Below are 20,836 nucleotides of genomic sequence, written 5' to 3' on the forward strand. Positions count from 1 at the left end.
TAATGATCTGTTACACAGGGTGCATGTACAAAGGTCAAACGGTCAATCTGGTTCTCGCCACGATCGCCTTCGCCGTCACCTTCTGGGCATGGAATCTGATCGGGCCGTTGTCGGGCACCTACAGCAGGCTGCTGGAGCTCTCACCGACCCAGACCTCGATGCTGGTCGCCATCCCCGTGCTGGTCGGCTCGCTGGGCAGGATCCCCGTGGGTGTGCTGGCCGACAAGCTCGGCGGGCGGCTGATGTTCGCGGCGATCTGCTTCATCACTATCGTGCCCGTCCTGTTCGTGGGCTGGTCGGACTCCTACGGGGCGCTGCTGTTCTGGGGGTTCGTGCTGGGCGTAGGCGGCACCTCGTTCGCGGTCGGCATCCCCTTCGTCAACGCCTGGTACGAACCCGCGCGGCGCGGCTTCGCCACCGGCGTGTTCGGCGCGGGCATGGGCGGCACCGCGCTGTCGGCGTTCCTGACCCCGCGTCTGGTGGAGTCCATGGGCCGCGCGCAGACCCACGTGCTGATGGCCGCCCTGCTCGCGCTGATGGGCGTCGTCGTGCTGGCCGCCGGCAGGAACGCGCCCGCATGGTCTCCCTCGAAGGAGCCGGCGATGCCGCGCATGCGGGACGCCATGAAGGTCAGGGCGACCTGGCAGTGCGCCTTCCTCTACGCCGTGGCCTTCGGCGGGTTCGTCGCCTTCTCCACCTACCTGCCGACCCTGCTGCAGAACGTCTACGCCTTCGCCCAGACCGAGGCGGGCCTGCGTACGGCCGGATTCTCCGTCGCGGCGGTGGTCGCGAGGCCGTTGGGCGGCATCCTGTCCGACAGGGTGGGGCCGGTACGGGTGCTGATGCTGTCCTTCGCGGGCACGGCGCTGATGGCCGTCGTGCTGTCCTTCAAGCCGCCCGTCGAGATCCCCGCGGGCGTCAGCTTCGTCGCCGTCGCCTTCTTCCTCGGGCTCGGAACGGGCGGTGTCTTCGCCCTGGTCGCCAAGCTCGTCGAGCCCTCGAGGGTCGGCACCGTGACCGGGCTGGTCGGCGCGGCGGGCGGGCTGGGCGGCTACTTCCCGCCCCTGGTCATGGGCGCCGTCTACACCGCCACCGGCGCCTACACGATCGGCTACCTGCTGCTCGCCCTCACCGCCCTGGCGGCGCTGCTCTACACATTGAAGGCATTTCGCTCGGGTAGAGGAGGGGGATGAGCACACAGGACGAGCTTCGCCAGCTCGAAGAGGACCTGGCGAGGCTGAAAGCATCGACCGCGGACCTGCGCAGCCAGATCAGTGACATGGGCGCCACGGACGCGGTGGAGAGGTCGGCCATGCTGAGCATGGCCGACGAGCAGGACGGTCTGATCGCCGAGCTGGAGTCGAGACGCGACGAGCTACGCTCGCGCCTTGACCTTTCGTAGAGGCTCGCCGACCTCGTGAAGGTGGCGCAGTGCCTGACCGTAGGAGCTGATCAGCCCCGACTCCAGGTAGTCCACGCCCAGCTCGGCGCAGTGCGCCATGACGATCGGCTTCGCCTTGCGCAGGTTGGGCGTGGGCATGTTCGGGAACAGGTGGTGCTCGATCTGGTAGTTGAGCCCGCCCAGCGCCACGTCCACGATCCAGCCGCCCCGCACGTTGCGTGAGGTGAGCACCTGCTTGCGCAGGAAGTCGAGCTCGTCCTCCTTGGTGAGGATGGGCATGCCCTTGTGGTTCGGCGCGAACGTGCAGCCGAGATAGACGCCGAAGACGGCCTGGTGCACCAGGGTGAACACCACAGCCTTGCCGAACGGCAGCACGGTGAAGATGAGGCCGAAGAACCAGACGAAGTGCAGCACCAGCAGCGCGGCCTCCAGTCCCCTCTGCCGCATCGACTCCTTGGCCAGCGCCTTGAAGCTGGCCACGTGCAGGTGCCAGCCCTCCAGCGTCAGCAGCGGGAAGAACAGCCACGCCTGCCTGCGGGCGACGAACCTGGGCAGTCCCTTCACCCGCTCCGCCTGCTCCACCGACCAGACGATCACCGCGGGCGACACGTCGGGATCATGGTCTTCGTGGTTGGGGTTGGCGTGATGCCTGGTGTGCTTGTCGGTCCACCATCCGTAGCCCATGCCGATGAACAGGTTGCCCGCGATCCTGCCGGCTATCTCGCTCGGCCTGCGGTTGCGGAACACCTGCCGGTGCGCCAGGTCATGGGCGACCAGGGCGAGCTGCGCGAAGGCGACAGCCGACGCGAAGGCGACGAGCAATGTCCACCACGAATCACCCACCAGGACGAACGCCACCCAGCCGCCGACGAAGGCGACGGCCACCAGGCTCAGGCGGAGTGTGTAGTAGAGGGGCCGTCTGTCAAGCAGTCCGGCTTGGTTGATCTTGCGTGCCAGTCGGGCGAAGTCGCTGCCTCGGGCTTCGACGGTGACGGGTACGTCGGTCACGGGGCTCCTCATGAGCGTTGGGCAATGGCCCCACACTGACGTGCCACACCATAGGGGGGCAATAGATCGTCAGTTCGGTGACTGATGTCTCCCCCGAATCATCGCACTTCTTGGCATGTGCTCTGTCCCGCCGACGTGCTCTTGCCGTCCTGCAGACTGTTGGAGTGATCTACGCAAGCATTCCGCTGACCTTCGCGATCCGCCAGGCTGTCGCCGCCACCTGGGGCATGTCCGACGGCGAGGGCGTGCGCCTGCACGGAGGGGAGGAGTCGGCCGCCTACCTGCTCGGCGAGCATGTGGTGCGCGTGGGCCCCACCTGGCGCACCACCGCGGAGGCCGAGTGGTGCCACGCCATCGGTCGCGCGGCCGCCGAACGGCTCCCCGAGGCGGTGGCTCCCCTTCCCACTCCCTCGGGCGACACCGTCATCCGTGTCGAGGGCCGTCCGATCTCGCTGTGGCCGTACGTCGAGGGTTCCTGGCCCGACTCCGACCTGCCGGAGCAGCGCGTCCAGGGCGCGCGCCTGCTGGCCAGGCTGCACACCGCGCTGGCCGGCGTTCGCCCGCCCCCGCGCCCGAGGCCCGCCTTCCAGGAGGAGGGCCTGGACGGCACGCCGCCCTCCGACGCCTCCGACCTGGCCGACCCCACGCTTGACCGCTGGCTGGCCGCCTTCCACAGGGAGCGCCCGCGCCGCCACCCCCTGCACGGCGACTTCTACACCGGCAACACCCTCGCGAGGAACGGCACGATCGTCGCCGTGCTCGACTGGGACGAGACGTTCGTCGGCGCACCCGAGCTCGAGCTGGCCGCCGCCGCCCTCGAATGGGGCGACGACGAGCTCGGCCCGAGCAAGGAGTTCGTCGACGCCTACCTCGAGGAGGGCGGCACCGCGGCACCGCTGACGGAGGAGGAGCTGGCCCAGCTGGTCAGGCACAAGCTGCGCAGGGAGTACGCCTACTTCCACAAGGCCGTCGCCGCCGGTGTCGTCCACGACGAGGACGACCTCGACTACCACGAGCGCCGCGTGGCGCTCTTCCACGAGCTGGCCGGCTAGCCTCGCCGTCAGGCGGCGAGCTGGAGCCTGCGGAACAGGACCGAGTCCCAGATCGCGACCGCCCAGACCACCAGCATCCCCGCCGTGCTGATCACCAGCGGCGGCGCGACCAGGGCCAGCAGCCCCAGCGCCGCCAGCGCGACCACGGCCGCCACGCGGTTGACGGGCACGTAGCCGAACACCGCCCGCTTGAACATCGCGTGCCCGACCAGGAACAGGGCGGGACCGCCCAGCACGGTCAGCGCCGTGGCGAGCGAGGTGTGCCCGCCGGGATGGGCGATCACCAGCTCGTCGCCGACCGCCGAGACGATGATGCCCAGCACCATCGGGATGTGGATGTAGGTGTAGGCGGAGCGGCCGAGCCGTCCCGGGTCGTCGGAGGCGGCGATGGCCTCGGCGGCGGCCTCGGCGGTGCGGTCGAAGTACACCCACCACAGGGCCACGCTGCCGAGGAAGGAGACGACGAAGGCGGCCACCGCGCCGGCGCTGAAGTCGTGTCCCGCCAGCGTCGCCCCGGTGACCAGCACGGACTCACCGAGCGCGATGATGACGAACAGCTGGCAGCGCTCGGCCATGTGCGAGCCGTCGATCGTCCAGTCGGTCGTGACCGACCTGGGCATGAACGGGGTGGGGTAGCCGATCGCCGGCGCGGCGTACTCGACCGCCAGGGCGGCCAGCCACAGCAGGACCTGAGCGGTGCCGCCGACCAGGGCCCCTGCGATCCAGAGCACGGCCGACAGCAGGAGCCAGACCAGGACCCTGATGAAGACGGCCTGCAGAGTGGTGCCCCTGGACAGGACCGTGACCGCGATCGTCCGCCCCACCTGGATCATCACGTAACCACTGGCGAACCACAGGGCGTGCTCGCCGAAGGCGTCCGGCAGCGCCGCCGCCATCACCAGCCCGCCGACCATCACGCCGACGAGCGTGAACCGCATCCCCGGGTGGTCGGGCTGCAGGTAGTTGGTGCTCCACGCGGTGTACATCCACGCCCACCACACGGCCAGCGCCAGGATCAGCGTCAGGCCCACGCCCTGCAGGTCGAGATGCTCGAGCAGCAGGTGGGAGAGCTGGGTGATCGCGAAGACGTAGACGAGGTCGAAGAACAGCTCGATCGGCGCGACCCTGCCGCCCACGTTGCTCCGGGACCTCAGGATCTCGATCGCCACAGTGTTGCTCCTCACCCGCATGGGAAACCTAGCGGGGTATTTCTACTTCCATGGCGGTATGCCCGTCTACCGAGTTGGACCTCCAGCTCGGCCGAAGCGTTCAGCTCAGAACGAAGTCGGCGATGTCAGGGGCGAAGCGCGGATGGGTGAAGCTGCCCATGTGGCCGGCTCCGGGGTAGACGATGTGGCGGCAGTCCGGGATGCCCTCGGCCGTCTCGCGGAAGATCTCGGGGGTGTAGGCGAGGTCCCTGTCGCCGTTGATGACCAGGGTGGGCGCGGTGATCTCCGACAGGCGGTCGCGGATGGAGAAGGAGTCTTCGGCCCTGGCGAAGGCCAGCGGGTCTGCGGGGTCGCTCGCGCGCATCATCGGGTCCATGAGCCAGAGCGCGGGCGTCAGGGCGAACTGCCCGAGCCTCGACCCGGTCATCAGGGGCGCGAGCAGGTGCAGGCTGCGCCTGCCCGTCGCCGCCACCTCGGTGTAGCGGCGCTGCACCCGCCGCGTCAGGTCGGTGAGCCGGTGCCCCGCGCCGGCCACGACCAGCTTGCGGATGGTGTGCGGGTGGTCGGCGGCCAGTTGGAGCGCCAGCGAGCCGCCCGAGGACAGGCCCAGGACGTTGACCGGCTCGCCGAACTCCTCCATGAGCGCCTCGGCGTGCTGCGTCGCGATCTGGGCCATCGTGGTGCCCTGGCGCATGCCGGGCGCCCTGGTGACGGCGTGGACCCTGAAGCGCTCGGCGAGTGGCTTGACGATCTTCAACTCCATTGGCCGCTCCATCCCCTTGGGGTTGGCGTGGTTGGCGGCGAACCCGCGCAGGACGATCAGCGGTTCGCCCGACCCGAGCGAGAAGCGGGGCAGGCCGTGGGGGAGCGTGCTCTGCTCGATGCGAAAGTGGGGCATGACCCGATGCTCGCACGCGGGAGCGGGGTCTAGAAGGCGACCTCGTCGACCTCGACGACGCGCCCGCCCGCCTCTGACAGCTCCTTCTCGACGGCGAGCGAGACCTCGTGGGCGGGGCGCGGGTCGTCGTAGGTGGCGTGGGCCCCGCGCACCAGCGTGACCTCATGGCCGAGCGCCAGCGCGGTGAGCGAGGTCTCGCGCACGCACCACTCGCTCTGCATGCCGGCCACGACCACCTGGCTGGAGGGTGGCAGCAGGTCGCCGAGGTCGGTGTTGGCGAAGGCGTCGGGGACCGACTTGTCGATGACCACCTCGCCCGCCGCGGGTTCGTGGACCAGCTCCCAGCCCCGCGTGCCGCGGACGTCGGGATCGTCGGGCCCACCGTTGTTGCGGACCCACACCACAGGCTCGCCCGCCGCACGGGCGCGTTCGAGCAGGGTGGCGATCGCCGCGGACACGTCCTTCCACGCGGGCACGGGCTGGGGAGGCTCGAGCATGTTCCGCTGGACGTCGATGAGGAGAAGCATGCGAACATTCTATCGAATGGAGGAGATCATCGCAGCCGCCTGCCCATCCTGAAAACCGCGGAGGGACGCTGGAGCACGCTGATGTCGGCCAGCGGGTCGCCGCCCACGGCCACGAGGTCGGCGTCGTACCCCTGCATGATCCGCCCCTTCCTGTCGGCCACCCTGCACGCCCTTGCCGCCCTCGAGGTGACCGAGCGAAGCACGTCGAGCGGCGCGTATCCGAGGTCGACCAGCATCCGCGCCCCGTACGGCAGGACACCGTGCGGCTTGCCAGGCCCGATCCCCGCGTCGCTGCCGATCACGAAGGCCGCGCCTGCCGCCTGGAGCGCCCTGAACGCCGCCATGATCCCGGGCATGCGCTTCGCGATGCCGGGCGGCGGCGGCTCGCCCGTGGGCACGAGCCCCGCGGTGAGCGAGACGATCACGTCGGAGGCGGCCAGCCTGGCGATGATCGCCTCGTCGTGCTCGGCCGCGTGCTCGGTCATGAACGAGCAGTGCTCGATCGTGTCGAACCCCGCCGCCAGCGCGTCGGCGATGCCCTCGCCTGCGTGCGCGTGCGCGGCGATCGGCAGGCCGTGCGCGTGGGCCTCCTCCACCGCCGCGCACAGCTCGGCCAGGCCGTACTGCCTCAGGTGGGAGAAGGTGCCAGGGGTCATCTCACCGCCGGTCACCATCATCTTCACCACGTGGACGCCGCGCTCCGCCCGCTCGCGCACGGCCGCGCGCACCCTCTCCACGCCGTCGGCCTGCCCGCCGAGGAACCAGCAGTGGCCCCCTGTCGTGGTGATCGGAGGCCCCGAGGCGAGGATCTCGGGTCCTTCGGTGACACCGAGCTTCTCGGCGAGCCTGAGAGCCAGGTAGCCACGGTCACCGAGGTCTCTGACGGTCGTGACGCCCGCGGCGACCGTCCTGGCCGCCTCCTCGCGCATCCTGTCGAGCACCTCCTCGTCGCTCGAGTCCCTCAGGTGGCCGACGGGGTCGGCGCTGGCGTCGAAGACGAGGTGGACGTGGCAGTCGATGAGCCCGGGAAGGAGGGTGACGTCGCCGAGGTCGAGGTCGGCGGGGCCGTCCCCGGTGACGGCAGTGATCTTTCCGTCGGTGACGTGGACGACCCGCTCGCCGAGCAGTTCCCTGCCGTCGAACAGGCGTCGTGCGCGTATGGCTGGCATGGCCTGACTGTCGCAGCGGCCCAGGCGGGCGTCATGAGTAGCCCGTACTCACCCCTGACGCCAGGGCGGGAGAAAGACGCGGCGATGACCGGCGACGCCTCCCTCGCGGCCTGGCGCCACGGATGGCCGGGGCTGGCCTGGCCCGCGACGTGACCTAGGCGTGCGGTCCCACGGTGATCTTGTCGATCGTGAGCCGTGGGACGCCCTCCATGATCTCTCCGACCCGCTCGACCTGCTCGCCGAGCTGCGCCATCTGCCGCGCGTCCAGCTCGGCGAGCGGCTCGACGGTGATGTCGATCTTCCGGCCCGAGCGGCGCTGGTGCCAGACCCCCGCCACGACGCCGTCGACCAGCAGCACCGGGTAGTTGCCCGCCTGACCGCGCGCCAGCGCCCGCTCCCACGCCTGGCCGGGGAAGAGTTGCTCGCGCGGGTGCGAGCCGACGACGAAGGCGTCGAAGTACGGCAGCAGCCGCACGCCCCTCACCGGCTCGTCCGGCGCCCGGGTGTCGCCCCGGTTCACCCAGCCGCCCTCGACCTTCTCCGGCGCGATCTCCTCGAACAGCCTGGAGGCCCAGGTGACGGGGGCCGACAGCCAGCGGGCGAAGTGCTGGGGAGTGGAGGGGCCGTAGGAGTGCAGGTAGTGCCTGAGCAGCTCGGCCTTCGCGCTGTCGCCGTCCGCGGGCTTGACGCCCGGGTTGATGTAGGTGACCTTGCGGCCCCTGGTGGGGCCGAAAGCGAGCACGCCCCTGTGCGCGGCCAGGTGGACGGCCTGCCGCCAGCGCGGCCACTTCGTCTGGAACGCGTCCATGACCCTGTCGCCCGCCCACGGTCCCGCGATGGCGGTGACGGCCTCGTCCAGCTCGTCGATGACGAGCGCGCCGCCCTTCAGCGCGACGCCGACCGCCTCCACCACCTGCTCGATCTGGTCAGGGGTGAGCAGGTCGATCCTGCCGGCGGGCAGGCTGGACAGGGCGCCGGTCCACATGGCCAGGTCGCGGGCGGGCAGCACGTGCACGGTGCCGCGCGGGCCGTAGGTCTTCACCAGGCTGCGCTCCTCCCACAGCGCCTCGCGGACCTCCACCCTGGTGACGCCCGGCATCCGCAGGCCGATCGACAGCTCGGCCGCCGACATCACCTGCGCGTGCGCGCCGCACATCGCGGCCACCACGTCGGCGGCGGTCGCGGGGTCGTCGGGGAAGTGGCGGGCCAGACGGCGGGCGTTCCAGTTCATGGTTGCAGCGTAGGAGCCAATGCGGCACATTCCGTTCCGCATTGCTTCGCGGAGCGAAATGCTCCGTTATGGTAAGGGGTATGAGAGCGATCGTGATGGACGAGTTCGGCGGCCCTGAGGTGCTGAGGGCGCGCACGGTGGAGGACCCGGTGCCGGGTGAGGGCCAGGTGCTGGTGCGGGTGGAGTTCGCGAGCATCACCTTCGTGGAGACCCAGGTGCGGGCGGGCAAGGGGCCGTTCGCGCCGCCGTCGCTGCCCCGCATCCCTGGCAACGGCGTGGGCGGCACGATCGTGGCGGTCGGCGAAGGGGTCGACGAGGGCCTGGTCGGCACCGCCGTCGTGACCACCACGGGTGGCACGGGCGGCTACGCGTCGCTGGCGAGGGCCTCCGCCGCGGACGTGGTGCCCGTCCCCGAGGGTGTGTCGTTGCGCGACGCGGTGGCGCTGCTGGCCGACGGGCGGACCGCGGTGATGCTCCACGAGCAGGCGAAGATCCAGCCGGGTGAGCGGGTGCTGGTGCTGGCGGCGGGTGGCGGGGTCGGCGGGCTGCTCATGCAGCTGGCCGCCGCCGCGGGCGCCGAGGTGGTCGGCGCCGCGCGCGGCAAGCGGGAGCGGGTGGAGCGCTTCGGCTCCTACGTCGACTACTCCGAGCAGGGGTGGGCGCGCTCAGTCGAGGCCGACGTGGTCTTCGACGGGGTGGGCGGGGCCGTGGGAACCGAGGCCATGACCGCCCTGCGCCCCGGCGGCAGGGCCAGCATGTACGGCATGGCCGGCGGCTCGTGGTCGGAGACGGACGGCCTGCCGATCACCGTGCTCGAGCGCTCGGGGCCGCCCAGCCCCGAGGAGCTGAGAGGGCTGGTGGCCACGGCGCTCGAGCTGGCCGCGCAGGGACGTCTGCGCCCGACGATCGGGCAGACCTACCCGCTGGAGGAGGCGGCCTCGGCGCACAGGGCGATCGAGGCCCGCCAGACCACGGGCAAGACGCTCCTGGTCATCTGATCGCGCCGAACGCGACCGCGGTGGTCGAGGCGATCACCGTGGTCAGCACGACCATGACCAGCACCGAGCGCATCGGGTTGCGCCGAGCCGGCTTCGGCCTCTCGGCCCTGACATAGGTGCGCGCCTGCGGGACGGGCGTCCTCGGCGGTGACGGCGTGACCCGCGGAGGCTTGGGCGGCACGACCAGGGGGCGCGGCGCCACGGCCGGCTGGGGTACGGGCCTCGGGCTGACAACCCTGGGCGGCTGGCTCGGCGGCATCGGCGGAACTGGGGGCATCGGTGGCACCGGGGGAACCGGCGGCACTGGCGGCATCGGCGGAACCGGGGGTACCGGCACAGGGGGGACCGGCGGAACCGGTGGCATCGCGGCGGGTGGCGGCGTGGGGCTGGGCGGGGATGCCGGAGGGTGGCACTCACCCACCTCGACGACCACGACCAGCAGGCCGACGCAGACCGACACCTCGACGGTGACGGGCACCGTGATCGGGTCGAGGTGCGCCACGGGAGCCGGATGCGGAAGGAGGCTCGCCTTCAGAAGGGGGTCGGCTTCGACCTGGCTCGGCGCGCTCGCTTTCGTCGCCGGGTTCGGCGCGAGGCTCCCCTTCGGGCCGGGGTCCTGCGTGAGGCTCGCCTTCGAGACAGGGTTCGGCGCGAGGCTCCCCTTCGGGCCGGGGTCCTGCGTGAGGCTCGCCTTCGTGGCCGGGTTCGGCGCGAAGCTCGTCTTCGAGAGCAGATCCGGCCTTGCGCCGAGGCTCGTCTCCGAATCCGGATGGGGTTGAGGGGCGGCGTTCGGCTGGGGGGCGGGGCTCGGGTGAGGGCCGGGGACGGGGTCCGAGGCGGGGGCGAGGGCGGGTTCGGGGGTGGCGGGCAGTCCGGCCCCGAGGCAGAGGAGCGCGCCCGCCAGCAGCGCCGCCGCCGCCCTCACGCGCCCTCCGCGATCCTCTGGAACTCCTGCAGCGCCGCCTGCAGGGCGTCGGGGCCCACCGCCAGCGCTCCGGCGAAGGCGTAGGAGATGTTCCAGGTGAGGTAGACGCCGACGCCGAGCATGCCCGCCATCACCATCAGCGGCGCCAGCGTCAGCCCTCGCGGTCGCGCGCCCGCGAGGAAGGGGAAGATGATCACGACCACGCCGGTGAGGATCGTCAGGGGCAGCAGGCCCGAGGGCGGAACGGTGCCCGCGTCGGCCGCTCTCCTGCTGCGCGCCGCCGACATCTCCTCCACCTTGTCGAGGACGGTCGCCTTGGTGTCGTCGTCGAGCTTCGACTGGTCGACCCTGGACCGCAGGGCGTCGAGCCTGGCGCCGCCCTCGGGCGACATCTTGCCCTCGGCCATCAGCGGCCACTCGTCGCGCACCACGAAGCCGACGTAGTCGCGCAGGCTCTGCCGTACCCACGACTGGTCCTCGTCGGGCAGGTCGCCGGCGGCCCAGTAGGTCTCCACCGCGGCCTGACCCTCGGCGAAGGTGTTCTGGCGGGCGGCGTCGGCCGTGGTCCACGGCACGATGATGGCGATCGCGAACACCAGCAGGAACAGCGCCGAGAGCATCGCGCCCGCGTGACCCGTGGAAGGGCCCCCAGGGTCGCGGTCTTCGGTGCCGAGCTTCCTGAACAGGAAGGCGGTGAGCGCTACCACGCCGACTGCGGCCGCCACGGCGGCAAGGAGGGCAAGCATGGCACAAACACTAGTGACTACTTACGGTCACGTCGTGGACACGCAAAGAAATTGTGCGTGTCGTGTCGAGAAGGAGGCGACCACTCCGACCAAAGGGCATGAACTACCTGCTGATGATCTACGCGAACCCGGAGACGTGCTCCGCGCTCACCGACGAACAGCGTGAGCGACTCAGCGAGATGATCAGCGACGACCGTCAAGAGGAGCACCAGGCGTGAACACCATCCAGAAGACCATTGACACGCTCGTCGAGTCGGGCGCCGAGAGCGGCGTCCAGGTCGCCGTCTACCGTCACGGCGAGCTGGTCGTGGACGCCACCGCAGGTCCCCTCGCCGCGTCCGCGCCCGTCTACAGCGCCTCCACCGGCAAGGCCGTCACCTCCACCGTCGTCCACGTGCTGGTGGCGCGTGGGGCGCTCTCCTACGACACGCCCATCGCCTCCCTGTGGCCGGAGTTCGGCGCGCACGGCAAGTCGGCCGCGACCGTACGGCACGCGCTGACGCACACGGTCGGCGTGCCCGCCGTACCGGACGGCACCACGATCGAGGACCTGTGCGACTGGGACGGCATGTGCCGCGCCATCGCCGACTCCACCCCCTGGTGGGAGCCCGGCACCAAGACCGGCTACCACTCCCAGACCTTCGGCTGGATCCTCGGCGAGGTCGTCAGGCGCGCCACCGGCAAGCCCATCTCCCAGGTGCTGCGCGAGGAGATCGCCGAGCCGCTCGGCATCGCCGACGAGCTCTACCTCGGTGTCCCTGCCTCGGAGCTGGACAGGGTCGCCACGCTCGACGACGCGCCCGGCAACGCCGCCATGCTCGCCGCCATGGGCGACTTCCCCGGCACCCCCCGCGGCCTGCTGCCCGACGCCGCCTACGGCAACAGGCGCGACGTGCTCGCCGCCGACATCCCCGCGGGCGGCACGTTCTCCGCGCGGGCCGTCGCCAGGATGTACGCCGCACTGCTCGGCGAGGTCGACGGCGTGCGCCTGCTCTCGCAGGAGCAGCTCGACGCGGTGACCGCTCCCGCGTTCACCGGCATCGACCAGCTCATGGGAAACCCCGTCACGTGGGCGCTCGGCTACGCCAAGGGCAGGCCCGACGGCTCCTTCCCCGACAGCTCCTTCGGCATGGTCGGCATCAACGGCAGCGCCGCCTTCGCCGACACCTCCTCGGGCCTGGCCTTCGCGCTGACCAAGACGAGGTTCTCGATGGGCGACATCAGCACCGTCCAGCAGCTCCTGCCCCTCCTCGGCTGAGCCGCTCGCTCAACGCCCGGCCGCCGGCGTCACCTCGGACTCGGCGGTCCGCTTCCCTGAGGGGGCCAGCCACCTGCCGAACGGGCGCCAGGCCAGGACCGTGAACACTGTCATCGCCACCGCCGACGGCCAGCCGTCGCCGATGTTGGAGACGGTGGCCGCCGCCCACAGCCTGGTGAAGTTCCTGCCGAGTCCGGACACCCGGTGCAGTATGTCGTGTCACCGGAGACCCGTGGAATACGCCGTTTCGCGTAGCCCCGGCCCCTATGAAGACAGGTGGCGCAGGGTGTAGGCGGGTGAGGCGAAGTCGCCGCCCTGGAGGTCGAGGCCGCCGGTCTGGGGGATGCGCCCCGCGTAACGCTCGGCGTCGTCCTGCGGCTGGTAGCCGTCGCTCAGCCGCCAGAAGCGGCGGGTGTTGGCAGAGACCGCGTAGAGGGCCAGGAAGGTGACGTCCTTTCTGGTCAGGGCGTCGAGGAAGAACCCGCCGCAGTCGCGCGGGCTCAGCCACGTCGACAGGTGACGTTCCTCGGTCGGCTCGCTCTCGAGGCTGCCGATGCGCAAGCACAGCACCTCCAGGCCGAACTTGTCGGCGTAGAGCCTGCCCAGCGCCTCCACCGCGACCTTGCTGACGCCGTACAGGCCGTCGGGACGGGGTGGCAGCTCGGGCGAGATCTCCTGCGCGGCCGGATAGCAGCCGGTGAGGCGGTTGCTGCTGGCCAGGACCACGCGACGTACGCCCGTGCGCCTGGCCGCCTCCAGGACATGGTGGGTGCCGAGGACGTTGCCCTCCAGCAGGTCGGGCAGCGGGGCCTCGTCGGGGACCCCCGCCAGGTGGACGATCGCGTCGGCGCCCTCGACGAGCGCGGCCACGGCCTCGGGGCTGTCGAGCTCGGCCTGCCGTACCCGCTCGTTGGGGGACTGCGCGGCCAGCTCCCTCCGATCGACCAGCACCAGCTGCTCGGCCCTCTCACGAAGCGCCTCGCGCACCACACCGCCGACCAGCCCGGCCGCTCCTGTCACCACAACCTTTCCTATGCTCACTCGCCCATGTTATTGACAAGCACATTTTTTACATACAACATTGTTTTTGCAATGAGAGACGTTCTGCACATAGAAGAGATCGAGCAGGCAGAGGCTCTGCTCAAGCCGCAGCGCATCGAGGTGCTGCGGCAGCTCGCCGAGCCGCGCACCTGCACCGAGGTGGGCGGGCGGCTCGGCCAGACCGCGCAACGCGTCTACTACCACATCAAGAAGCTGGTGGAGGCGGGCCTGGTCGAGCAGGTGTCCGAGCGCAGGGTGCGGGGCATCAGTGAGGGCATCTACCAGGCTCGTGCCCGCTCCTACTGGCTCTCTCCGCGGCTGGTCGGGCGCCTCGGCCTTCGCAGGACGCAGGACGAGCTGTCGCTCGGCCACCTCCTCGACCTGATGGAGGAGGTGCAGTCGGACATCGCGGCGCTTGACCGCACCGCGCCCGAGCTGCCCTCGATCGGCGTCTCGGGGGAGATCAGGGTGCCGCCCGAGCGGCGCCAGGAGTTCGTGAACGACCTACGTGAGGTTCTGCAGGACCTGTTCACCCGCTACGGCGGAGCCGAGGGCGATGCCTTCAAGCTGGCCGTCGCCTGCTACCCCAAGGGAGAGACCCATGTCTGAGCCGATGATCCTTCGCGCCCGCGTCGCCGCCCCCGTCAAGGAGGTCTGGCATGCCCTCACCGACCCCGCCGCGCTGCGCACCTGGCTGGCCGAGCACGCCGAGGCCGACCTCCCTGGCCGCTTCGAGTTCTGGGGCCGCTTCACGCCCGACGGCGACGCGCCGCGCCAGCGGGTCCTGAGCGTCGGCGACCACACCCTCAGCCTGGAGTGGACCCTCGGCGGCGTGGCGACGACCAGCGAGATCTCCCTGGAGGAGGAGGGCCCCGAGTCGACGATCGTCACGCTGAACCAGAGCCACTTCGACTTCCAGGACGTCATCACCGGCGCGAGCGTCAGGGGCAACCTGCAGACGTTCTGGTGCCTGGCCCTGGCCAACCTGACCGACCACGTCGAGGGCCGCCCGCTGACCCCGAAGGTCGACTACACCTCCGCCACCATGAGGGAGGAGGTGCTCATCGACGCGCCGATGGACGAGATCTACGACTCACTGGTGGACTCGGAGAAGGCCACCCGCTGGTTCGGCTACAAGATCGAGATCGAGCCCCGCGTCGGCGGTCGCTGGGCGATGGGCGGGTTCGAGGACAACCCCAACCCCGCGAAGGTCGTCGACCTCGACGAGGGCCGCGCGATGGCCGTCGACTGGGGACCCATAGGCATCACCAGCTGGGAGCTGGCCGAGTCCGGGGGCAGGACCAAGCTCACCTTCGTCCAGTCGGGCTTCGACGAGGCCCGTCCTCCGCACGCGGGGTGGGCAGGCTGGCTGTCGGGTCTGGCGGAGCTGCGTCGCTTCCACGAGCTGCCCGACTGGAAGCCGATCTGGGTCGCGGTCTCGTGACCTGCTCGTGCAGCCGGCGCAGTGGCCGGGGCGCCCACCAGTTGGCCGCCCCGGCCAGGCGCATGAACGCCGGCACCAGCACGGCCCTGATGACCGTGGCGTCCACGAGGATCGCCACCGCCATCCCCACCCCGATCATCTGCACGAACAGCACCCCCGCCGTGGCGTAGACGGCGAAGGACAGGGCGAGGATCGCGCCGGCCGCCGTGATGAGCGGGGCGCCCCTCTGCAGTCCGCCCGCGACGGCCGCGGTCGTGTCGCCCGTCCTGACGTACTCCTCCCTGATCCGCTCGATCAGGAAGACCTCGTAGTCCATCGACAGCCCGTAGGCGATGCAGAACATCAGGATCGGGATGCTCGGGTCGATGCTTCCCGTCGAGGTGAACCCGAGCAGGCCCGACAGGTTGCCCTCCTGGTAGACCCACACCAGGGCGCCGAACATCACCGCCATGCTCAGCAGGTTCAGCACCGTGGCCTTGAGCGGGATCAGCACGCTGCCGGTCATCAGGAAGAGGATCACGAACGTGACCGCGAACATCAGCCCGATCAGGAGCGGCAGCCTGTCCACCACGGACGAGCGGTAGTCGGCCAGCTCCGCCATGTAACCGCCGACCAGCACCTCGAACGGTGCGGGCGCGGCGCGCACCCGGGAGACCAGCTCGATCGGATCGCCCTCCATCTGCGCGGCCGTGGGCACGACCGACAGCCAGGTGCCCTGCCCGCTCTGGAACCTGGCGGTGTCGCCCCCGCTCACGCGGGTGCCCGCCACGTAGGAGCCCTCGGACGAGTCCACCTGCGCGACGCCCTCGAGCCGCGAGAGCGTGGCGGCGTACCCGGCGACGCCGGTGGTGGGGGAGACGGACACCACCTGCAGCGCGTCCGTCTCCTCGGCGGGGAACTCGGCCCTGATGATCTCCTGGGTCTGCCTTGCGGGCGCCGAGGCGGGCAGGACGCGGTCGTCGGCCACGCCGAAGTTCAGCCCGAGGAACGGCGAGCCGAGCAGGAGCAGCAGGGCGGTCGCCGCGCCGCCGTACAGCACCGGCCTGCGCATCACGCGGACGGCCACCGCGTGCCAGAACCCCCGGTCGCGCCGGCCCCGGTCTGCCTTGGGGATCACCCTGCTGCCCACCGAGGCCAGGACGGCCGGCAGCACCACGACCGCTCCCGCCACCCCTCCCACCACGACCGCGATCCCGGCGTAGGCGAAGGAGCGCAGGAAGTCGAAGGGCAGAGCCAGCAGGACGGCCAGCGACGCCGCCACCGTCATCCCGCTGAAGACGACGGTACGGCCCGCCGTGGCCACGGCCGTCACGACCGCCTGCTCGTGGGTGGCGCCGCGCCTGACCTCCTCCCGGAAACGGGCGATCACGAACAACGAGTAGTCGATGCCCAGCGCCAGTCCCATGGCCAGCGTGATGTTCAGCGCGAAGGTGGAGATGTCGACGAAGAGCAGCACGCCGCGCAGCATCGCCAGCGTCGCGATCATCGCGAACACCCCGACGAGGATCGGCAGCAACGCTCCCAGCACCCTGCGCGAGTAGACCCACAGCAGCACGAACACCAGCGGGAAGATGATCATCTCGGCCCGCAGGAAGTCCTGCCTCGCCTGGGGGACGGTCTGCCTGAACACCTCCTCGCCGCCGCCCGACCGCACCGAGATCGTCTCGCTGCCCTTGGTGACCTGCGGCACCAGCGCCGGCAGGATCCGCGAGCGCACCACGTTCGCGTCACCGGGGATGCGCGCCACGACCAGGGCCCGCCTGCCGTCCTCGCTGCGCAGGGTGGCGGGCCTTCCCCTCGTCCAATACGACGCCGCCTCCGCCACGCCCTCGAACGCGGCCACCTGGCGGGTCAGCTCCCTGCCCTCGGCCTCGACGTCGGCGTCGTCGACCGTGCCGTCGCGCACGGTGACCAGCAGGATCAGGTCGACGCTGCCCGTGCCGAACCGCTCGGCCAGCTCGGCCCCCGCCCTGTCGGACTCTGAGCCTGGCGCCTCGAACCTGGCCAGGGAGAGGGCGTTCACTGTTCCCGTGCCGAGCACCCCCATGACCAGCGTGGCCAGCAGGGCCAACAGCATGACGAGACGGCGGTGCCGCACCAGAAAGGACCCCACGACTCGCTCCCCAAAACTCGGCAATCTACTCGTGTTTCTGAGAGTTATGAATACAAGTGATTGCTCGTATTTGTCAACGTTCGGCCAGGACGGTCGCCGTACGCGCCCCCCGGGTCGTCGACGGTCGCCGGTCTCCGCTGACCGTGGGCTGTGGCCGCCCGGTGAATTCTCGGCGGGCTGCACGTGAAGACATTCGATCGCACCGGATGATCGGCTTTGTGCCGCCCTACTGTGCCGTACATGTATAGACAGTTGGCGCATATCGTGCGCACCGCGACGCTGCTCGCGGCGGTGATGGCAGGGGTTGTGTTGTGCGCAGGACCAGCCTCCGCACATCTGACGAGGGAGCACGGCGAGCTCGTCGTCACCACCTCCGACGGTGTGACCGGTGGCCGGTTGATCGTCCACCGCGACGTGGTGACCGCGGAGCGGGCGGGGGCATGGGCGAGCGACCTGCTGGCCGGACCCTGCCCGGTGAGCGCCCACGGAGTGGCAGGTGACGACGGCGGCGTCCCCAACGGCGTGGTCGTGGAGCTGGCCTGGGCGTGCGAGGTCGACAGCCTTGATCTGAGCGCCCTGCTCCGCGAGGCCGGCCTGACGGAGGTGATCGCCGAGTTCGACGGCACCGCTGCCGACGTCACCGCCGTACGGCCGGTCCTCGACGTGACCGGTGCGCATACGCCTGGCGCGTCGAGGTCGACGGCTCCGTGGGCGCCGTTCGCCCTCGGAGGCCTTGGACTGCTGGCGGTGCTGGTGCTGGTGACGCGGCGCCGTACGAGGGTGGCGGTGGTGAGCGTGCTCACGGTCGCCGTCCTGGCGCCGCAGGCGGCGCTGGCCGATGTGACACCGGAGCCCGGCGCCCGTACGGCCGCCGCCACCGGGACCCTCACGCTCACCACGCCCAACCCCCAGGCAGGCCGGCCGGTCTCCTTCAGCTACCAGACCGACCGCCCGGGAACGCTGAACTGGGTCGGCCTCTACGGTCCGGGCGAGAAGCCGGGAGTGGCCCAGTCCAGGGTCTGGGTCCGTGCCCCCCAGGCGTCGGGCACCGTGTCGCTGAACACGACCGCGCTCGGCGAGGGCGCCTGGATCGCCTACTTCATGCTGAACGACGGCTACGAGATGCTGAGCGCTCCCGTCACGTTCACCCTGTCGGGAACGGGCGCCGATGTGGTGACCGTCCAGGGCACGGTGTTCGACGACACCGACGGCGACGGCGTCAGGGAGCAGGGTGAGAAGGGGCTCGAAGGGGTCTCGGTGACCGACGGCGCGGCGTGGGCGACCACCGGGGCGGACGGCGCCTACACCCTGAGGACGGATCGGGCACGAAGGGAGACCGACCTGGTCAACGTCGTCTCGCCGAACGGGTACACCCCCGTGCTGCGCGACGACTACATCCCCGCCTTCTTCCGCGAGGTGCCCCCTGGCCAGGGGCCGCTGACCGGCCTCGACTTCGCGCTGGTGCGGAGCGCCGCGGCGGCCGACCCCAAGGAGAAGTGGCTGATGATCTCCGACGTCGAGGTGGGCAACCGCACCGACGCCGAGTACAAGAGCTCGCTGCCTCGGTGGAAGGGGCAGGTGGAAGCGATGGCCGAGGTGGACGGCGCCACCCTGACCATCTCCACGGGAGACCTGACCGTCACCGACTACGCCGACGTCGCGCGCCGGCAGGGCGGCTACGACCTGCTGCGCGAAGGTCTACGGCAGGGCAGGCTCGGACACCCGTTCTATCCGGTGATCGGCAACCACGACCTCGGCGGCACGCCCACCAGCACCGGCTACGCGGGCACCCTGGAGTACTGGCGGCGCAACGTCGGCCCCGAGTGGTACAGCTTCGACCGGGACGGCAGGCACGTGGTCGTCCTCGAGGACAACGACTCCCGCGGGCTGAACGCCCAGCTGGAGTGGCTGCGCGAGGACCTGCGCAGGCACGCCGTGGGCAAGCAGGTGCTCGTGTTCGCGCACCGCTCGCTGTTCACCCGCTGGGGGCCGGGCGCCGGCATGCAGCCGACCGTCGACGAACTGGCCAAGTACGACGTGCGGATGTTCGCCGCGGGCCACAACCAACAGGCCGAGTACCGCAGGGGCGCCTTCGCCCGCTCGGTCGAGGTCAACAACATGGGAATGTACGGCATCGACGCCGCCAGGCCCGACTACAAGATCCTCGACTTCACCGGCATCACCGGCGAGGACAAGGGACACGTGGTCAGCACCCACCGCCAGTTCGGCGTGAACGACGACGTGGCGCTGGTCAGTCCCGCGCCCGGCAGCGTCCACGGGGCCAAGGCCGGTGTCCCGCTGGAGATCTACGCCGAGGACGACGGTCGTACGCCCGCGCAAGCGACGCTCACGGTCAGGTTCAAGAACGGCAGGATCGTCTGGCAGCGTGAGGCGATGCCGTTCGGCGCCCAGCGGAACCCCGAAGGGATCGTCAACTGCCATCAGGGCGAGACCTGTCCCCAGGCGCACGTGTCGTGGACGCGGGCGGGCGGCAGGATCACCGGTCTGCACCCCGGCGCCTACACCGCCGAACTGGTCGTCGCCGACACCAGGGGCAAGGCCTTCCCCACGGTACGGGCCGCCTTCCAGGTGCTGGCCGACGCTCGCGTCTCGAAGCCGCGGCTCGGCCAGGAGTGGACCCGTCAGGGCGGCGACGAGCAGGGCAGGTCGGCCGCGGCGGACGACCCGGGTTCGACGCTCGACCTGCGCTGGGCGGCCAACACCGGCGAGCAGTTCCACCTCAACGGCGCGGCCGTGTCCGACGGCAGGGTGATCGTCGCCTCGCAGGCGTTCGACTCGCCGTACAGCATGATGCTCGCCTACGACGCGCTCACCGGTAAGGAGATCTGGCGCACCTACCTCGACGGCGACGCCGAGTCCCACCCCACCGTTCACGGTGGCAGGGTCTACCTGACCACCGGCGTGGGCAGGGTCTACGCCCTCGACGCGGCCACGGGCAAGGTGGCGTGGGAGAGCATCGACGCCGAGCAGGTCAACCCCACCAACGTGCGCCGCTACGGCCGGGCGGGCGGCCCTGTCAGCGTCTTCGACCTCCCTGAGGGCCGCGCGGTCGCCGTCTACCACGAGTGGGAGGGCGTGCGCTGCCGGGACGCCGCGACCGGTGAACGGCTGCCCGGCGGCTTCTCCGCCCCCGGGGGGTGGGGCGAGTTCCACAGCACGGCGATCAGGCGACCGGGCTCGACCACCGCGTGGCTGCAGTCGGGATCGAGCCAGTCGCTGATCTCCATGGACCTCACCACCTGTCGGCAGGTGTCCACCGTGGACACCGGAGGCGATCTCTTCTCGCAGTCGTCGCCCGCTTTCACTGACAAGGGCCTGGTCACCTCGACCTGGACGGGGACGCGGGGACACGACGTGAGCGCGGGCGGCAAGGTGCTCTGGCACGCCAAGCTCGGCACCTCCGCCACCTGCGAGTACGGCCCCCCGCCCGTCACCGGCCCCGCCACCTGGGACTCCATGGCCTACGTGGCAGGCCAGGACGGCGTGGTCCGTGCCTTCGACACCGCGGGGTCGGACCCTGCCAAGCCAGTATGGGAGACGCCGCTGGGCTACCTGCCGGGGGAGAGCCCGATGGAGGACCGGTGGCGCGCGGGAACGATGTGCACGGCCAACGGCCTCGGCTCGCCCGCCATGCACGCGCTGGTCACCCGGAGCACGGTCTATGCCGGCACGTGGGACGGCAGGGTCGTGGCGATGGAGCGCGCGAGCGGCAGGGTGCTCGCCCAGCACGACCTGGGCGGCGGCGTCGCCTCCTCCCTGTCGATCAGTGGCGACGTGCTGTACGCCCTGACCGACGACGGCTCGATCCACGCGCTGGCGACCAGGTGACCTCGA

The 20,836-nt window shown here is 70.7% G+C and carries 18 protein-coding genes and 1 pseudogene; 8 read left to right on the plus strand and 11 right to left on the minus strand.

The genetic code is table 11. From position 1 onward, the window contains the following. Positions 1-23: 23 nt before the first annotated feature. Positions 24-1,193 (plus strand): MFS transporter, encoded by a 1,170-nt coding sequence (locus ABFX55_RS40235; RefSeq protein ID WP_346128581.1) that lies wholly within the window; start codon positions 24-26, stop codon positions 1,191-1,193. Beyond that, positions 1,190-1,402, plus strand: a complete 213-nt coding sequence (locus ABFX55_RS40240) for a hypothetical protein (RefSeq protein ID WP_183654814.1) — start codon at positions 1,190-1,192, stop codon at positions 1,400-1,402. The genes ABFX55_RS40235 and ABFX55_RS40240 overlap by 4 nt, the downstream gene beginning before the upstream one ends. Here ABFX55_RS40240 and ABFX55_RS40245 read toward each other — a convergent pair. Continuing rightward, positions 1,376-2,410, minus strand: coding sequence for a fatty acid desaturase family protein (locus ABFX55_RS40245; protein WP_346128583.1), 1,035 nt, complete (start codon positions 2,408-2,410; stop codon positions 1,376-1,378). The genes ABFX55_RS40240 and ABFX55_RS40245 overlap by 27 nt on opposite strands. Before the next feature lie 164 nt (positions 2,411-2,574). Between ABFX55_RS40245 and ABFX55_RS40250 the strand changes: the two genes are divergently transcribed. Continuing rightward, positions 2,575-3,462, plus strand: coding sequence for a phosphotransferase enzyme family protein (locus ABFX55_RS40250; protein WP_346128584.1), 888 nt, complete (start codon positions 2,575-2,577; stop codon positions 3,460-3,462). Positions 3,463-3,470: 8 nt separating this feature from the next. On the opposite strand, the gene ABFX55_RS40255 is transcribed toward ABFX55_RS40250, so the two are convergent. The 5 genes from ABFX55_RS40255 to ABFX55_RS40275 all read right to left on the minus strand — a co-directional run bounded on the left by ABFX55_RS40255 (position 3,471) and on the right by ABFX55_RS40275 (position 8,456). Next, positions 3,471-4,631: a low temperature requirement protein A gene (locus ABFX55_RS40255; protein WP_346128585.1), complete on the minus strand. Its 1,161-nt coding sequence runs from the start codon at positions 4,629-4,631 to the stop codon at positions 3,471-3,473. Positions 4,632-4,731: 100 nt separating this feature from the next. Beyond that, positions 4,732-5,529 carry an alpha/beta fold hydrolase gene (locus tag ABFX55_RS40260; RefSeq protein ID WP_346128586.1) on the minus strand — a complete coding sequence of 266 codons (798 nt, stop codon included), beginning with the start codon at positions 5,527-5,529 and terminating at the stop codon, positions 4,732-4,734. 29 nt (positions 5,530-5,558) lie between these two features. Beyond that, on the minus strand, positions 5,559-6,056 hold the full coding sequence (locus ABFX55_RS40265; protein ID WP_346128587.1) for an isochorismatase family protein: 498 nt from the start codon (positions 6,054-6,056) through the stop codon (positions 5,559-5,561). Positions 6,057-6,082: 26 nt separating this feature from the next. Next, complete coding sequence (locus tag ABFX55_RS40270; protein WP_346128588.1) at positions 6,083-7,225, minus strand: amidohydrolase family protein; 1,143 nt, start codon at positions 7,223-7,225, stop codon at positions 6,083-6,085. A 154-nt stretch (positions 7,226-7,379) separates the two neighbouring features. Then, a complete protein-coding gene (locus ABFX55_RS40275; RefSeq protein WP_346128589.1) occupies positions 7,380-8,456 on the minus strand; it encodes a winged helix DNA-binding domain-containing protein in 1,077 nt (358 codons plus the stop codon). Positions 8,457-8,536: 80 nt separating this feature from the next. Here ABFX55_RS40275 and ABFX55_RS40280 point away from each other — a divergent pair, with 80 nt between their 5' ends. Continuing rightward, entirely contained in the window at positions 8,537-9,454 is a 918-nt protein-coding gene (locus ABFX55_RS40280; protein ID WP_346128590.1) for a zinc-binding dehydrogenase, read from the plus strand. Here ABFX55_RS40280 and ABFX55_RS40285 read toward each other — a convergent pair. Together ABFX55_RS40285 and ABFX55_RS40290 are read right to left on the minus strand one after the other, a co-directional pair. Further along, positions 9,447-10,379: a hypothetical protein gene (locus ABFX55_RS40285; protein ID WP_346128591.1), complete on the minus strand. Its 933-nt coding sequence runs from the start codon at positions 10,377-10,379 to the stop codon at positions 9,447-9,449. The genes ABFX55_RS40280 and ABFX55_RS40285 overlap by 8 nt on opposite strands. Then, entirely contained in the window at positions 10,376-11,125 is a 750-nt protein-coding gene (locus ABFX55_RS40290; RefSeq protein WP_346128592.1) for a bestrophin-like domain, read from the minus strand. The genes ABFX55_RS40285 and ABFX55_RS40290 overlap by 4 nt, the downstream gene beginning before the upstream one ends. Before the next feature lie 214 nt (positions 11,126-11,339). Here ABFX55_RS40290 and ABFX55_RS40295 point away from each other — a divergent pair, with 214 nt between their 5' ends. Next, entirely contained in the window at positions 11,340-12,383 is a 1,044-nt protein-coding gene (locus ABFX55_RS40295; RefSeq protein WP_346128593.1) for a serine hydrolase domain-containing protein, read from the plus strand. Positions 12,384-12,392: 9 nt separating this feature from the next. Here ABFX55_RS40295 and ABFX55_RS40300 read toward each other — a convergent pair whose 3' ends face one another. Further along, complete coding sequence (locus ABFX55_RS40300) at positions 12,393-12,584, minus strand: hypothetical protein (RefSeq protein ID WP_346128595.1); 192 nt, start codon at positions 12,582-12,584, stop codon at positions 12,393-12,395. A 63-nt stretch (positions 12,585-12,647) separates the two neighbouring features. Next, positions 12,648-13,424, minus strand: a complete 777-nt coding sequence (locus ABFX55_RS40305; RefSeq protein ID WP_346128597.1) for an NAD-dependent epimerase/dehydratase family protein — start codon at positions 13,422-13,424, stop codon at positions 12,648-12,650. 51 nt (positions 13,425-13,475) lie between these two features. Between ABFX55_RS40305 and ABFX55_RS40310 the strand changes: the two genes are divergently transcribed. Next, a complete protein-coding gene (locus tag ABFX55_RS40310) occupies positions 13,476-14,033 on the plus strand; it encodes a helix-turn-helix domain-containing protein (protein WP_346128599.1) in 558 nt (185 codons plus the stop codon). A 4-nt stretch (positions 14,034-14,037) separates the two neighbouring features. Beyond that, positions 14,038-14,754 (plus strand): annotated as a pseudogene (locus ABFX55_RS40315) (SRPBCC family protein); the annotation flags it as partial. Here ABFX55_RS40315 and ABFX55_RS40320 read toward each other — a convergent pair. Continuing rightward, positions 14,732-16,981 carry an MMPL family transporter gene (locus ABFX55_RS40320; protein ID WP_379479064.1) on the minus strand — a complete coding sequence of 750 codons (2,250 nt, stop codon included), beginning with the start codon at positions 16,979-16,981 and terminating at the stop codon, positions 14,732-14,734. The pseudogene ABFX55_RS40315 and the gene ABFX55_RS40320 sit on opposite strands and share 23 nt — an antisense overlap. Before the next feature lie 240 nt (positions 16,982-17,221). Here ABFX55_RS40320 and ABFX55_RS40325 point away from each other — a divergent pair, with 240 nt between their 5' ends. Continuing rightward, positions 17,222-20,830 carry an outer membrane protein assembly factor BamB family protein gene (locus tag ABFX55_RS40325; protein ID WP_346128603.1) on the plus strand — a complete coding sequence of 1,203 codons (3,609 nt, stop codon included), beginning with the start codon at positions 17,222-17,224 and terminating at the stop codon, positions 20,828-20,830. The last annotated feature ends 6 nt before the right edge of the window (positions 20,831-20,836 follow it).

The sequence above is a fragment of the Nonomuraea roseola genome, from assembly GCF_039535395.1.
Taxonomy (GTDB): domain Bacteria; phylum Actinomycetota; class Actinomycetes; order Streptosporangiales; family Streptosporangiaceae; genus Nonomuraea; species Nonomuraea roseola.